At 45.6% G+C, this 15,679-nt stretch carries 13 protein-coding genes; 6 read left to right on the top strand and 7 right to left on the bottom strand.

Annotated elements, in window-relative coordinates:
• Window positions 1–54 precede the first annotated feature (54 nt).
• The 5 genes from ABIO93_RS04640 to ABIO93_RS04620 all read left to right on the top strand — a co-directional run bounded on the left by ABIO93_RS04640 (window position 55) and on the right by ABIO93_RS04620 (window position 5,367).
• A complete protein-coding gene (locus ABIO93_RS04640) occupies window positions 55–666 on the top strand; it encodes an RNA polymerase sigma-70 factor (protein ID WP_348064934.1) in 612 nt (203 codons plus the stop codon).
• 140 nt (window positions 667–806) lie between these two features.
• Window positions 807–1,997, top strand: a complete 1,191-nt coding sequence (uxuA, locus tag ABIO93_RS04635) for a mannonate dehydratase (protein WP_348064932.1) — start codon at window positions 807–809, stop codon at window positions 1,995–1,997.
• Between the two features lie 39 nt (window positions 1,998–2,036).
• Entirely contained in the window at window positions 2,037–3,464 is a 1,428-nt protein-coding gene (gene uxaC / locus ABIO93_RS04630; protein ID WP_348064930.1) for a glucuronate isomerase, read from the top strand.
• Window positions 3,465–3,623: 159 nt separating this feature from the next.
• Window positions 3,624–4,619, top strand: a complete 996-nt coding sequence (locus tag ABIO93_RS04625) for a sugar kinase (RefSeq protein ID WP_348064928.1) — start codon at window positions 3,624–3,626, stop codon at window positions 4,617–4,619.
• 82 nt (window positions 4,620–4,701) lie between these two features.
• Window positions 4,702–5,367, top strand: a complete 666-nt coding sequence (locus ABIO93_RS04620) for a bifunctional 4-hydroxy-2-oxoglutarate aldolase/2-dehydro-3-deoxy-phosphogluconate aldolase (protein WP_348064926.1) — start codon at window positions 4,702–4,704, stop codon at window positions 5,365–5,367.
• A gap of 1 nt (window position 5,368) precedes the next feature.
• On the opposite strand, the gene ABIO93_RS04615 is transcribed toward ABIO93_RS04620, so the two are convergent.
• Window positions 5,369–5,950, bottom strand: a complete 582-nt coding sequence (locus ABIO93_RS04615; RefSeq protein ID WP_348064924.1) for a Uma2 family endonuclease — start codon at window positions 5,948–5,950, stop codon at window positions 5,369–5,371.
• Window positions 5,951–6,117: 167 nt separating this feature from the next.
• On the opposite strand from ABIO93_RS04615, the gene ABIO93_RS04610 reads away from it, so the two are divergent.
• Entirely contained in the window at window positions 6,118–6,837 is a 720-nt protein-coding gene (locus ABIO93_RS04610) for a DUF3784 domain-containing protein (protein ID WP_348064921.1), read from the top strand.
• Here the strand turns inward: ABIO93_RS04610 and ABIO93_RS04605 are convergent.
• The 6 genes from ABIO93_RS04605 to ABIO93_RS04580 form a co-directional block, all read right to left on the bottom strand.
• Window positions 6,815–8,329 (bottom strand): tagaturonate reductase, encoded by a 1,515-nt coding sequence (locus tag ABIO93_RS04605; protein WP_348064919.1) that lies wholly within the window; start codon window positions 8,327–8,329, stop codon window positions 6,815–6,817. The two genes, ABIO93_RS04610 and ABIO93_RS04605, sit on opposite strands and share 23 nt — an antisense overlap.
• A gap of 88 nt (window positions 8,330–8,417) precedes the next feature.
• Window positions 8,418–10,895 (bottom strand): endopeptidase La, encoded by a 2,478-nt coding sequence (lon, locus tag ABIO93_RS04600; RefSeq protein WP_348064917.1) that lies wholly within the window; start codon window positions 10,893–10,895, stop codon window positions 8,418–8,420.
• 171 nt (window positions 10,896–11,066) lie between these two features.
• Window positions 11,067–11,612 carry a DUF6702 family protein gene (locus ABIO93_RS04595; protein WP_348064915.1) on the bottom strand — a complete coding sequence of 182 codons (546 nt, stop codon included), beginning with the start codon at window positions 11,610–11,612 and terminating at the stop codon, window positions 11,067–11,069.
• 17 nt (window positions 11,613–11,629) lie between these two features.
• The gene (rseP, locus tag ABIO93_RS04590; RefSeq protein ID WP_348064913.1) at window positions 11,630–12,946 is read right to left on the bottom strand and encodes an RIP metalloprotease RseP; all 1,317 of its coding nucleotides are present in this window, start codon (window positions 12,944–12,946) and stop codon (window positions 11,630–11,632) included.
• A 146-nt stretch (window positions 12,947–13,092) separates the two neighbouring features.
• Window positions 13,093–14,925 carry a DNA mismatch repair protein MutS gene (locus ABIO93_RS04585; protein WP_348064911.1) on the bottom strand — a complete coding sequence of 611 codons (1,833 nt, stop codon included), beginning with the start codon at window positions 14,923–14,925 and terminating at the stop codon, window positions 13,093–13,095.
• The coding region (locus ABIO93_RS04580; protein WP_348064909.1) for an ABC subfamily B transporter ATP-binding protein at window positions 14,925–15,679 on the bottom strand (755 nt) is incomplete at its 5' end. The genes ABIO93_RS04580 and ABIO93_RS04585, both read right to left, overlap by 1 nt.

The raw sequence follows: 15,679 nt of genomic DNA, 5'->3' as shown, positions 1-15,679 counted from the left end.
GACACCACTACATATCCAGGAATTTTTCTATAATTTACCTAGCTCAAATTTTAAATGGAAGCAAGATCATTTACCAATACATTGCCGTCTGTGTATTCTCAGAAAAGTGTTTTGGAAAATTTGTTTGGCAAAGTGGTTACTACCGGAGATTACCATGCTTTTCGCGAACTGTTTACACATCATTACAGGTCACTTTGTAATTACGCGATGCGCGTGGTCGTAACCCGTGAAATTGCCGAGGAGGTTGTTTCGGATGTATTCGTGAAACTTTGGAAAAATCGTGAGCAAATTGAGGTGCATACTTCGTTTCAGGCTTACATTTACAGGGCTGTGCGGAATCAGGCCCTGGATTATCTTAAACTGAGAGTCCACCGGCAGAATGAGCGTGAATCGCTGGAATCGGTGCAATGGAATATGACCCACGCGGATCATTTTTCACCAGCGGAGGAAATGTCGTTCAATGAGTTTTACGAGCACGTGGAAGGCTGCATTCAGGCGCTGCCACGGCAATGTCAGATCATTTTCAGGCTGAGCAGAGAAGAGGGGCTACGTTACCGTGATATTGCTGAAAAACTGGCGATTTCCGTCAAAACAGTAGAAACACAAATGAGCCGGGCATTGAAAGTATTGCGCGAGCGAGTACCTGAACATAGGTTGGTGGCTTGAAGCTGGTAGCTATTAGCTGTTAGCGAAGTAGAATTGCTGCCGCGAATATAGTGTGTTATTAATAGTATCAATATTGAATCTTCAAGCAGTTGGCTGCCGGATGGCAAAAGCTAAAAGCCAATCGCTAAAAGCTAAAAACAATGGCATTAGAACAAACATGGCGTTGGTTCGGGCCTGCTGATCCTGTTTCGCTACAGGATATCCGTCAGGCGGGGGCAACGGGAATTGTAACAGCATTACATCACATTCCGAACGGAGAGATCTGGACTACGGAAGAAATACAAAAACGGAAGGCTATGATCGAAGACGCCGGCCTTACCTGGTCGGTGGTAGAAAGCGTCCCCGTACATGAAGCCATCAAGACGCGAACCGGCGATTTTGAGAAATACATTCAAAATTATCAGCAAAGCCTGACCCATCTCGGCCAATCCGGTATCGATACGGTTTGCTATAACTTTATGCCCATCCTGGACTGGACGCGCACGGATCTTGACGCTCCGATGAAGGACGGATCAACGGGTCTGAGATTTGACGCAACACATTTCGCTGCATTTGATCTGTATCTTTTGGATAGGCCGGAAGCGCAGGAGTTATATACCGAAGAACAAAAACACAAAGCCAAAAACTGGCTCGACAATGCTTCCGAAGAAAACGTCCAGCGACTGGTACGTAACATTATTGCGGGCCTACCTGGCTCGGAAGAGAGTTTTACAATAGAAGAATTCAGGAAAGTACTGGCTACCTATCAGCATGTGGGTGACCTTGAACTGAGAACGCATCTGTATCAGTTCATTCAGGCGATTGGCCCTGTGGCTGAGGATGCGGGTATCAGGCTGGCGATCCATCCCGACGATCCTCCGTATCCTATCCTTGGTCTGCCACGCGTGGTAAGTACTGAAAACGACGCTCTGCTATTGCTGGAAGCCTATGACAATCAGGCAAATGGAATTTGTTTCTGCACCGGTTCGTATGGTGTGCGGCCCGACAATGACCTGAGCGGCATGGTGAAAAGACTGGGCGACCGAATTCATTTTATCCATTTGCGTGCTACCAAAAGGGAGCATGACGGAAGTTTCTATGAGGCCGATCACCTGGACGGAGATGTGGATATGTACGGCGTGCTGAGGGCATTGATTTTGGAACAAAAAAGAAGAAAAAATGAAGGAAGAACGGATCTGAGAATGCCTTTCCGTCCTGATCACGGACATCGCATGCTTGACGATCTTTCGGCTACCAAAAGGACTAACCCAGGCTACACAGCCATTGGGCGCCTTCGAGGACTGGCCGAATTGCGCGGACTGGAATATGGAATTGAGAGGAGTAACCCTTGAATTTTAACAGAGCAGTATCAATTTGAAGCTCATCTACTAATGACAACTATCAGCACCTCCGTACAAAAGACTTTTATCACAGAAGATTTCCTGCTTCGTTCAGAAACGGCGCGTATCCTTTACCACGACTACGCCAAGGAAATGCCGATCATTGACTACCATTGCCATTTACCGCCCGATCAGATCGCGGAGGACAAACAGTTTGAAAACCTGACGCAGATCTGGCTGTACGGCGATCATTACAAATGGCGGGCCATGCGTGCGAATGGGATCAATGAAAAATATTGCACCGGTAATGCCAGCGACTGGGAAAAGTTTGAGCAATGGGCAGCCACGGTGCCTTACACGATGCGCAACCCCCTGTATCACTGGACGCATTTGGAACTGCTGCGCTATTTTGACATTGACATTATATTGAATAAAGATTCGGCGAGAGAGATCTACGAAGAATGTAATGCCAAACTGAAACAGCCGGATTTTTCGGTAAAAAGCTTGCTGAAACGGATGAATGTCAGGGTCATTTGCACGACTGACGATCCGACAGACACATTACATTACCACCAGCAGATCAGCCAAAGCGGACTTGGTATTAAAGTGCTGCCTACTTTCAGGCCTGATAAATCAATGCTGCTGATCGATTCTCCGGCTGAATTCAAGCAGTACCTGAATAAATTATCCGAAGTATCGGGAATTGGTACCATTAGTACTTACGAAGAATTATTAGCCGCTTTGGGAAGCCGTCATGACTTTTTTGCTTCAATGGGCGGAAAACTTTCCGATCATGGTTTGGAACATATCTATTCCGATTTTGATGAAAAACTGGCGAAGGAAGCTTTTGCCGCTGCATTGAATGGTGAAGTAGCGACAGTTGAGCAAAGGACTGCATTCAAATCGGTATTGCTTTTTGATCTGGCTAAATTGGATCATGCCAAATCATGGACGCAACAGTTCCACCTGGGCGCATTGCGCAATAACAACGAACGCATGCTGCGCGAACTCGGGCCTGACACCGGCTGGGATTCGATCGGCGATTACAGCCAGGCGCAGGCATTGTCCAAGTTTTTCAATAAGCTGGACTCAACCAATCAGCTTGCCAAAACGATACTTTACAACCTGAATCCGGCTGATAACGAAGTACTGGCCACCATGACAGGGAATTATAACGACGGTACGGTTGCCGGCAAAATGCAATTCGGATCGGGCTGGTGGTTCCTGGATCAGAAAGATGGAATGGAGCGGCAGATCAATGCACTTTCCAACATGGGGATTTTGAGTCGCTTTGTAGGTATGCTAACAGATTCAAGAAGCTTTTTATCATATCCACGCCACGAGTACTTCCGCAGAATCCTTTGCAATCTGATCGGTAACGATGTGGAGAACGGAGAGCTGCCTAACGACATTCCATGGCTTGGAAAGCTGGTTGAAGATATTTCCTACAACAATGCGAATAATTATTTCGGTTTTTGAGGTAGGTTTATATTTGACCGATTTTAAATAAAAGAATAGCCCAGACTTTTTTGGTTGTGGGCTATTTTAATGTTTAATACTTACTTTTGACTGTTTATTAATTTTATCAAAAGCCCCCGGAGAAGACGATTCTTTGGTATACGGGCATTAGTTTAAAATATGGCTCAGATTGTTTCTTTCGGAGAAGTCCTTATGCGGCTTTCTACTCCCGGTTTTTCCCGTTTTGAACAAGCCCGGCAATTGAATGTGACCTACGCAGGCGGCGAAGCAAATGTTTCTACTGCTCTTGCGTATTGGGGTCATCATACAGCCCACGTAACCCGTTTTCCCGATTCACCGATTGGTAGGGCGGCGGCTCAATACCTTCATTTTCACGGGGTGGATATTTCACATATCATTTACGGCGGACCTCGTATGGCGGTTTATTTCCTGGAAACAGGCGCGGCATTGAGAGGAAGCCAGATCGTATATGACCGTGCGAACTCGTCCCTGGCGGAAATCGATCCGAAGGAAATTGACTGGGACGAAATTTTGAAAGATGCAAAATGGTTTCACTGGGCTGGCATTACCCCGGCACTCTCACAGGGGGCAGCGGACGCATTGCTCGACGGCATTAAGGCTTCCAGAAAGAAAGGCATTACAGTTTCAGGCGATATTTTTTACAGGGCCAATTTGTGGAAATATGGTAAAAAGCCATCTGAAATCCTTCCGGAACTCACAGCTGGTACCGATGTAGTGATTGCCAACAGTGAGAATATAAGAGAGATTTTCGGCATTGAAGGAAACGATTTTAAGGAATCCTGTGTCAATTTACAAAAGGCTTATCCACAGGTAAGTACCATTGTGGATACCAAGCGTACTTCTCTCAGCGCGTCGCATAACCTGTTGAGGGCGTATTTGTGGAATGGCAAAGAGTTGCTGGAAACCGCGGACATCGAAATCAACCCGATCATTGACAGAGTGGGTGGAGGAGACGCATTTATCGCCGGACTGATCCACGGTCTGATCAGTTTTGACGATCAACAAAAAGCATTGGAATTCGGAGTAGCAGCGTCCGCATTGAAACATACCATTGAAGGAGATGCCCTGATCTCAACGATCGCAGAAGTAGAGGCGATCAGGCAGGGAGAAACCTCCGGGCGGATCAAGCGGTAACCGTAATTAAGGTCGAGGGAATCTAACTCCTATAAATAACAAAAGCTAAATGCTAATAGCCCAAAGCTAACGGCCCAAAAAAATGGATAAAGAAACAACATTAGTGCTTTTGAATGAAGTGGGAATTTTGCCACTTTTTTATCATGCAGATATAGAGATCGCTAAAGAAGTGATCAACGCCAGTTATAGGGGAGGTGCCCGCGCATTTGAATTCACAAACCGCGGAGAAAACGCCTTCCATGTATTTACAGAGCTTTTGGCCTATACGAAAGAAAGCCTGCCCGGACTTTCACTAGGGATCGGAACGATTTATGATGTAGAAACGGCTCAGAAATTCATCGATGCCGGCACTGACTTTATTGTAACGCCTTGCCTGAATCCGGAGGTAGGTCGTGCCTGTCTGAATGCTAATATTCCCTGGATACCTGGCGTTTCTACACTTACTGAGATTTACAATGCGCAGCAAGCGGGAGCTGAGGTTGTAAAGCTCTTCCCTGGCGATGTAGTAGGATCAGCATTTGTGAGAGCGATTCGTGGGCCTATGCCGAAGGTGAAGATCATGGTGACAGGCGGTGTTCAGCCTACGCGTGAAAGTATCAATGAATGGTTTGGCGCCGGAGCTTATGCAGTTGGACTGGGTTCAAACCTGTTTCCAAAAGATGTGATCGCAGAAGGTAATTATGCCTGGATTGAACAAAAAGTAGCTGAAAGTATCAATTTGGTGAAGGAATTCAGACAGAATAGCTGATTTAGAATTCCAGAATATCACTCAGGCGGACTGAGAATTGATTCAATACAATTCCGCCAGATAGCGTCTCTTCAAATTTCAAAGTGTAAGTAGGTTTGCCCGGCTCGAAAATGTAGGTCAGTTGCTGATCAGTACATATCAGCCAGGCAAGCCTTACACCATTCTCAATCCATTTATTCATTTTGGATTGTAGGTCCGCAAGACTGTCCGTTTCGGATTTCAGCTCGATTATAAAATCAGGAGCAAGATGTGGGAAAGATTTTTTTTCTGACATACTCAATGCGTTCCAGCGTTCGAGTTTTATCCACGCTACATCAGGGACACGCATAGAAGAATCGGCCAGAAAGAAACCGCCGTTTGATTCTAACACCCTACCTGCTTTATGTTTACGGTTCCAGATTCCGAGTTCTGTAATCAATTCACTGTTGTTGGAGCTGCTAATTGCAAAAGTAGGTGTCATGTTGATGAATAACTGCCCTTCTTCATCCCGTTCTATTGACAATTCAGGGTTAGCGAGGCTAAATGCTACCAATTCTTCATCATTAAAGAATTCGTGTACCGGAATGTTTAACGGAATGATCATGAATGAGTATGTTTTTTCAAATATAAGCATAAGATCAGCTTAATGCCAATCAATTAGCATGTGTGCCATTTCAACGAATGAACGGTGCTGGGGCTTAAAATAGCTTCCATAGATGCTATATTTAGCAATATCTGTTGTAACTTTTGGAGTACTTTCTTTGATCCTGAATGCTAACCGCCGCAATCATATTATCAGTGGTTTTTACTTCGCTTGGTTTTGTCGTGACCAGTAGTAATGCCAAATATATTTTGTCCGGATACAATACGATGTCCGAAGCTGATCGGGCGAAAATGGATATTGAAGGCTATCTTAGGTTCTTCAAGAGGTTTCACATTGCACTAGGTACTTCATTAATCACTGGGTATCTGAGTCTTAGTTTCGTTAACATGAACTGGGCTGGGACATTCATGATTATGTATCCCTTGCTGGCATACGTTTTCCTGATTGCGAAGGGGAATCAATTTTACAAAGGGACCAAAGGTCAGAAAGTCGGGACTTATGTAGGAATTTCTATTTTACTCGTCGTGGCAATTGTGGTAGGCATTCAGTTCCGAAGTGGCCTAAGTAATAATGAAATAAGTCTGGCAGGTAATGATTTAGAGATAAGAGGTGGCTACGGGATAAAATTGCAGAAAGACGAGATTACTGAAATCAGCATTGTTCCCAACATACCGCCGATCTCTTTCAGGTCAAATGGATTTTCAGCCGGCGATTTTTCAAAAGGTACCTTTAAGACAATTGATGGCCGTATGGTCAAACTTTTTGTCAATAAAAAAGCAAATCCGTTTTTGCTGATCAGAACAAAAACGGACGAAATATATTACAGTTCCGACGACGTCTCTTCGTCGAAACTGTATAACGAGATTAAAGCGTGGAGGTCCCGGTAGTGACCAATGTTACCATATTCTCTTTCACAGCGTCGGCAAAACCAGGCAGTAACGTCAAATCCACTCCCCAGAGCTCGGCATCACTCAATACTTGGCTAGCCAGATCAATAGGCGAGGCCGCGTTTTTCCATTTTTCATCAAAGTATGCAGCTGAATCACAACGGATCGAGTAAGGCTGGCCATTCCGCTCTCCGTAAAATGCTCCGTCTTTGTGTACAACTGGTTTCATGAATGTTAAGAATGCTGCAAAACCTTTTGCAAAAAGGGCCGGTACTTCGTCCGTCTTCTCGTAATGGTTTAGCAAGGTAGGAATGTTCCGCATTTTCATTTTGGCAGTATACTGAACCGTAATATCGATCAGCTGATGCCGTATGAAAGGATTTCGGAAACGGTCCAGGACCTGATTGCCGAATTCCTGTGCCTGCTGTGGATCTACATCATAAGGAATGGCAGGCGCCAGCTCGTTCAGCATAATGTTGGTGATGAAACTAGCAGTTTCCTGATTTTCCATACTTTCACTCACTGTGTCCAGCCCATATAGGAAGCAAAGTCCTGACGCCAGTGTGTGCGTACCGTTCAGCAGACGAAGCTTCAATTCCCGGAAAAGATCAATATTAGGTTCAATGACCACTCCTTTGTCCGTATCTGCGAAACTGAGCACCGAACGCACGTAAGCATCCCCTTCAATGGCCCACAACCGGTAGACTTCGGATACGATAAGTAGATCATCCCGGAAGCCCTGTTTTTCGCAAAGCACCTGAATGGTTTCTGCATCCGGTTTACCAGGAACAATCCTGTCCACGAGTGAGCTGCAGAAGTGATTTGCTTCCTCTAACCATTGGATAAAGTTTTCGGCCAGATTGTGTCTGCGCGCTTGTTCGATCACGATCGCTTTGAGCTTTGGACCATTACCAACAATCAGCTCCGTAGGAACAATAATCATCCCTGACGCTTCTGAGCCATTGAATGCAGTGTAGCGCTCGTATAAATAGGCCGTTAGCTTTCCAGGAAAAGATGCGGGAGGTGAAGCGAATATATCGTCATCAGTCAGCTGAATGCCGACTTCTGTTGTATTTGAAATTACGATTTTAAGCTCAGGATTGTGGGCGCATTGCAGAATGTCGGCCCAGTTGCCAGCGGCAGAAAGTGTACGGCTAATGGAGCTGTTAATGACGAAATCATCCACCTGGTTACCATTTTCGATGCCTCGAATACTATGGGAAAAGATGTTTTGCTGATCCGCAAAAGCGTCAGTACCGCCGGTGCTTGTAGATTTTACAACCACTATCTTTCCATTGAATACGCCCTGCTGATTTGCTTTATTGACAAAGTAATCGGGTAGGCCGCGCAAGAGTACACCGGTACCAAACTGAATAATTTTTTCAGGAAGGGCAAGAAGTTCCTGATGATTTGGCAAAAGCTCTGAACGCTCGTTCAAAAGGTCGGGGGAGAGCAGCGGTAAGGACATTTTAGTAGATGATATGTTCACCATTTATGACGCTATTTTGAAATAGAAACCCTTAATCAAAAAGAGACGCTGTGAAGCGTCTCTTTTTGGTATATCGTAAAACAGAATGTGGTTACACACCCAGCGTAACAAATCCGCTTTCTTCTTTTTCTTTCTCTTCTTTCGGAAAAATAAAGGTAGTAGCGTTTTTTACCTTTTCGGGCAGTAAAGCGATCGCCAATACTTCGTCGATCTGATCCACATAATGGAATGTAAGATCCTTGATGTAGTTAGCGGGCACCTCTTCCACATCCTTGCGGTTTTTGACACAAAGAATAATTTCCCGCACACCAGCGCGGCGGGCAGCCAGTATCTTTTCCTTCACACCACCCACAGGCAATACTTTCCCACGCAATGTAATCTCACCCGTCATAGCAATAAATGGTTTCACGCGTCGCTGTGTAAAAATAGACGCCATTGAAGTAACCATGGTCACACCTGCCGAAGGACCATCTTTGGGAACGGCACCTGCCGGTACGTGAACGTGCAGATCGTAGTGATTAAAGATCCGGTAGTCGATTCCCATCCGGTCGGCATTCGCTTTCAGGTAGGATAATGCGGCTACGGCCGATTCTTTCATCACATCACCCAACTGGCCCGACAATGTCAAACCTCCTTTGCCGCGGCTCAAACTGGTTTCGATGAACAGGATTTCTCCGCCAACCGAAGTCCAGGCCAAGCCTGTAACCACACCCGCAAAGTCATTGTCCTGATACAGGTCCTTATCGAAAATTTCTGCACCCAGGTATTTTTCAATGTGCTCTGGTTTTACCGTTTTGGGATAATCCAGTTCCATAGCCACTGATTTGGCGATTTTACGGACAACGCTCCCTATTTTTTGTTCCAGGTTTCTTACACCTGATTCTCTGGTATAGCCTTCAATGATCCGCAAAAGGGCGGCATTGTCGATTTTAATATCAGTTGATTTCAGTCCGTGATCTTTCCGTTGCTTCGGAACCAGATAGCGTTTGGCGATCTGCAATTTCTCTTCAATGGTATAACCCGTCATTTCGATGATCTCCATCCGGTCACGCAAGGCGGGATGAATAGTGTCCAATGCATTGGCCGTAGCTACAAACAATACCTTGGAAAGATCGTATTCTACTTCGAGGTAATTATCTGTAAATGAAGAGTTTTGTTCAGGATCTAATACTTCAAGCAGAGCGGAGGAAGGATCGCCGCGATAGTCGGAGCTCACTTTATCAATTTCGTCCAGAATAAAGACCGGGTTAGCAAAACCAGCCTTTTTGATATTCTGAATAACTTTTCCGGGCATAGCACCAATGTAGGTCTTTCTGTGCCCGCGGATTTCCGCTTCGTCGTGAACGCCACCCAATGCCATCCGAATGTATTCCCGGTTCAATGCTTTGGCTATGGACTTGCCCAATGATGTCTTACCAACCCCAGGAGGCCCATAAAGACAAAGGATTGGCGCTTTGAGATTACCTTTCAGTTTGAGAACAGCAAGGTACTCGATAATGCGTTCCTTAACTTTTTCGAGTCCAAAATGGTCGGCATCCAACACTTTCTGTGCTCTTACCAGGTCGAAATTGTCTTTGGTATATTGGCCCCACGGCAAATCCACCAAAGTTTCCAGGTAATTCATGGTCACAGGATATTCCGGTGCCATTGGATTGATACGCTGTAATTTATTCAGCTCCTTTTCAAAATGGTTACGAACGCTGTCCGACCATTTTTTCTGGCTTGCTTTCAGACGGATTTCGTCCAGATCGCGCTCCGGGCTGTCCATTCCCAGTTCGTCGTGAAGCACTTTGATCTGCTGGCGAAGGAAATAATCGCGTTGCTGCTGATCTATATCCGAACTGGCCTTGGTCTGGATTTCTCTTTTTAATTCCAGCATTTCAATCTCCCGCATCATGTACTGAAGCAAAAGAGTGGCCTGCTTGTGTCCATTTCTCTCTTCCAGCAGCTTTTGTTTATCAGCTACTTCTACATTAATGTTGGAAGATAAAAAATGGATCAGGAAAATGGGGCTTTCAATGTTATCAAGCGCGATGCGAGCTTCCTGAGGAATTTCCGGGTTCAGGCGCATGATCTTATGCGCACCGTCGCGAAGTGAATTCAGCAATGCTTTGGACTCCTTTTTGGTCGGCCCTACAAACGTATCGTCAATCGCACGCACTTCCGCAGTGAGATAAGGCTCCTCAGCAATGATGTTTTTAATCTCAAAACGCTGCCTTCCCTGAACGATTATGGTCACATTACCATCGGGCAAAGTGATCATTTTCAAGATCTGGGCGACGGTTCCGACATTATAGAGATCTTCTGCCGTTGGATCCTCTTTGTTAGGGATTGCCTGGGTTACCGCACCCAGGATACGCTGGTTAATGTCTGAATTCCGGTATATTTTTTTTACTAGACGAATCGCTTTCTGACGCACAACCGTAACGGGAATTACCATTCCGGGAAAGAGCACTGTTTGCCTTATTGGCAGTATCGCAAGTTCATTTGGAAGTTCAAAAGGTTCATCGGAGCCATCAGGGCCACCGAGAGGGACAATTTCAAGGCTGTCCATATCTGATTCAGACATGAGAAGCCGACTATACAAGTCAGAAGGTTCAAATTTCATAGGCATTCTGTCAAAATGACAGATAATCTTTTCCCAATATATAAATAATGACTTTCAAAAGAAAGGGAATATATAACAAAATAGCCATGCCACAATCAGCGTGTCAGGCCCATTTAGTTAATGGCCAAACGTCTACAAATCGTGAACGGTTTGCCCTTTTTTGAAGAGGAAAGTCTTTTTGTCGGAAGCGTATTTTACATTGGTCATGTTGACCTGATCATCAAATACTTCCATCAAAGTGCTATTCTGCAGTTTGTATCCCGCCCAGATACCTTGTATGGGTACTTCCAGGTAAACCCATGTTGCATCCTCCTCTTGCTCCTTTCCGATATAATGTATGCTGGCCGGTTTTTTCTGGCTGTCGGTGAGTACGAACGATTTTCGGATATATTGCTCTATCAGGGCATCGTTCTTATCGCCATTTTTAACAACGATGCGTCGCGCGTCATTACTTTGTGACAAACCCTTTTCAAGATCATCGGTAAACAAGCGGATACTGATTTCAAAGGACTTAATAGCAGGGTTAAACTGCATTTGTGTGACGCTCACGTGGTACTCATGCATCGGCGTTGCCGAAAAAAGCGAAAGGGAAAACGCAAATAAGAGATACGGAGAAATTCGTCTTAAAACACCGAGGCGTTTCCGCTTCGACATACATCCCCCGGTTCCTATTTTCATTCTCCCTTTCAAATCACTTAAAATACTGCCTTCCAAACGTCGTTGAAAATTGCAAAAGCCATTAGTCCTAACAAAAGTACCATACCGACTTTCTGTGCGTTTTCAAGGAATTTATCAGATGGCTTTCTGCCTGAAATTATTTCGTAAGATAGAATAACCGCGTGTCCACCGTCCAGTGCCGGAATAGGAAGCGCATTCATAAATGCCAATACGATGGAAAGTAAGCCTGTCAGGCTCCAGAACCGTCCCCAGTCCCAAACTCCGCCGAACATTCTTGCGATGCCAATAGGGCCGCTCAGCGCTTTCGAAGCGGAGACTTCACCGCGGAATATCTTGCCAAATCCTTTAACATAATTAAATACGACTCCAAATGCATCCTGCGTTCCCACAGCAATCGCTTGTCCTAAGGAATATTCTACTGCTGTGTAATTCAGAAGGCTTTTTGGATAAAAACCAAGCGTACCATCTTCGGAAATGGTGGGGGTCAATGTTTTTTCCTGCGAACCGCGCTGCACAACAAGTGTAGTCTGCTTGTTTTTCAGTCGTTGTAATTCGGCCTGAAGCTGGTGAAAGAAATGAATAGGTTTGCCGTCAATGGACACAACCTTATCGTTGGTCAACATACCTGCTTTTTGCGCAGGAGATGAGGGTACCAGCTCTCCGATCACAAATGGTTCGAGCGGACGAATGAAATTTCCTTTTTCTTCAGGGTCTGAAAGCTTTTCAATAAAGTTATTCGGAATTTCAATTTGCACATCTTTTCCGTCACGGTTTACCGTATAGGAACTATTGCTGCCCAGGAAAACTTCTGAACTAACCACCTCATTGAAATTGACAACTGGTTTCCCGTTGACCTTCACGATTTTGTCGCCGGTTTTAAGTCCGATTTCTTCGGCCATATCTCCCGCCACAATCCCGTATTTATTGACTTCGTTGATGGAAAGAAACTTATCACCCTCATTGTAGGCAATCACTATAAAAATAAAGATACCTACGATAATGTTGACGAAGATACCGCCAAGCATCACGACCAGACGCTGCCAGGCTGGTTTGGAGCGAAATTCCCAGGGCTGTGGTTCCTGGCTCATCGCCGCCGTGTCCATAGATTCATCGATCATTCCTGATATTTTGACAAATCCGCCTAACGGAATGGCGCCTATTCCATATTCGGTTTCACCTCTCTGGATACTGAATATTTTAGGGGGAAAACCTATGAAGTATTTTTCAACCCTCATTCCAAACATCTTAGCGGCTGCCATATGACCCCACTCGTGCAATCCTACCAAAATTGACAAGCCCAGAATGAGCTGTCCTGCCATTATTAATACTTCCATTCAGGTTTTTATAATCGTTATTGGTTTATTTTTCGGGCACTCATTTAATTCACGTTGGCCGCAGTCACTTTCTCAGCATTGAAAACGTAAATGTAATCAGTAAAGTTACGCAAATCCTGTTATATCATTAAAAATGCCTGTTTGCGTTAAGCCAGGGTATTTTTATTCGGTAAATCGATGTCTATCCCCATCATACGCATCAATTCGGACGCATTAAAGCTCCTGCATATTCCTTCATGCAGCATGTAATCAAAGTGTAGCTGACCGTTTTCCACATCGGAACGGAAGTGGAAGTTGTGTACATAAGTTTCGGTAGCACCCCATTCACCGAGTTCGAGGTCGTGTGTGGATACGAGCCCGGAAGCATTTTTGGAATGCAGCTGCCGGATCAGCGCTTCTGCCCCACGGTGGCGGTCAGAGGAATTGGTACCTTTCAAGATTTCGTCGAGCAGATAAAAAACCGGTGCGTCGGTATGTGCATCAGCCAGTTCCAGCAGTTTGCGGAGCCTTTTCAGTTCGGCGTAAAATGATGAAGTGCTTTCTTCCAGGGAGTCTTGTGTACGCATGCTGCTGAACACCCGCATGGGCGAACATGTAAAATTGGTAGCACTTACGACCGCGCCCATTTGCGCCAGTACCATATTGAGCCCGATAGTCCTCAGGAATGTACTTTTACCGGACATATTGGAGCCGGTAACGAGTATCGTGTGCCCGGTACCATTCATTGAGAAGCTGTTACTGACCCGTTTTTCGGACGGGATCAATGGGTGCCCCATGATACTGGCTTCTATGAATGCTTCATTTTGAGATAATACGTTGGGAATCACATAATCCGGGTTCGCAAACGCGTGTCCGGCAATGCTGTTCATCGCTTCGGCGTCGGCCAAAACATCCAGCCAGTCGGCCAGTTTGGTATGATTGGCCTTTTTCCAGCTTTCCAATCCGGCGAGACAATGTACGTCCCAGAGTGTCGGGATACCCACAAAAAGTGAAAAGAATGGGTTATTGCGGTAATCCAGTTTTTCAAAAAGGCTGCCGGCTTTGCTTAATGCCGGTGATGACCCGTGAATGGATACTTTTCTTTGCTGCCACCAGGGACTGTCATAAGGAGCAGTCTCTGCATTTTGCAACAGGTCCGAATAGGCTACCAGCGTTTGGCCCAGCGATGTGGTACGATTGGTAATGGATTGAATTTCAGCTTGAAAGCGTTTTAGGATGAGCAAATGAACGCCAAGCCCGAGTAAAAACAGATAGCCCGGAATTACTTTGGCCAGTACTAATATGCCAACCGCCAGGGTAGCCAGCGGGAGCCATCGCAAGCGTAATGCAGATGTTAGGTTGGCAGGAAGTACTTCGCCAGCCCACGCACGGAAAGCGCTTACCTGCGTCGCTGCGTGTTCGTGTAGCAATGCGGTCGCTTCCCAGGCATGAATAAGTTCAGGATGTTTTTTAAAATCGGCAGCTGCCACTTGCCGCGAAGCTACATCCTCCGGTGTCGCGTGATTTTTTAGCCAGTTGGATAACCTGCGGCTTCCCTCGGCGGTACGGGTACGGTTCAGGAGTTTGTAAAGGGAGTATTCGCCGAATATATCGAGATCAGTAGCGTAAGCATGGTCTTTTTCCTGAAACTGTACACCCGTATCCGACCTTTTGAACCGAAAGGAGAGCCTTTCAAGTTCGTCCTCGTTCACCGATTGCAGGTTTCTTTGAAAATCCCTTTTCCGTTTGGCAGCCTGCTGACGTCGCATCAGGATCAGGAATGCAACTAGCAAAATGAAAATTGCTGCCGCAAACCATGGTTGGCTGGTTTTATTCCAAAGCCAGGCCAGTACGATCATTCCCGCGAATACCGAAAGCCGCGCAATGGCAAGGGTATTGAATTTTCTCTGAGCGCCAGCTTCTGAAATGGCAGCTTTTTGAAGCTCAGTTTCAAAGAATTGCTTTGAAGAGATCTTAGTCGAATCTAATGTGTTTTCCATTAATTACTTTCAGCGGTTTCAAACTGCAATTTGATCAGGTTTGCGTATAAACCGTTATCCAAAAGCGTTAATTCCTGATGTGTACCTGACTCCGCAATCCGTCCTTCGCGGATCACATAGATAGTGTCCACTTTGCGGATAGTGGCCAGCCGGTGCGCTATGACGATCGTTGTCCGATTTTTCATGAGCTCGTCCAGCGCAATTTGTACCAGTTTTTCGGATTCAGCATCCAGGGAACTTGTTGCTTCATCTAAAATAAGGATTTTGGGATCTTTGAGAATAGCTCGCGCGATGGCAATGCGCTGGCGCTGACCGCCTGATAACTTGATACCCCGCTCGCCGACAACGGTTTCATATTTTTCAGGAAAAGTGTCGATGAACTCGGATGCGTGCGCCCTTTTGGCGGCATCCTGAATCTCTTCGCGGGAGGCCGTGGGCTTTCCGTACGCGATGTTTTCATAGATAGTACCTCCAAACAGCATTACCTCCTGGGGAACAATGGCAATGTTTTTGCGCAGCTCCGAAATCCCATAATCACGGATTGGCTTGCTATCCACGAGAATTTCGCCTGATTGATGATCATAAAAACGCATAAGAAGTTGAATGATCGTAGACTTACCTGCGCCACTGTACCCAACCAATGCTATCTTTTCTCCTGCATTAATGTGAAAGGAAATCCCTTTCAGCACCGGAAGATCGGAACGGGAAGGGTAGGAAAAGTGAACGTTATCGTAAGTGATATTTCCGTCGATCA

Origin of the sequence: Dyadobacter sp., from assembly GCF_039919315.1 — a bacterium.
GTDB lineage: Bacteria > Bacteroidota > Bacteroidia > Cytophagales > Spirosomataceae > Dyadobacter.
This window is presented reverse-complemented; position numbering and strand designations above follow the sequence as displayed.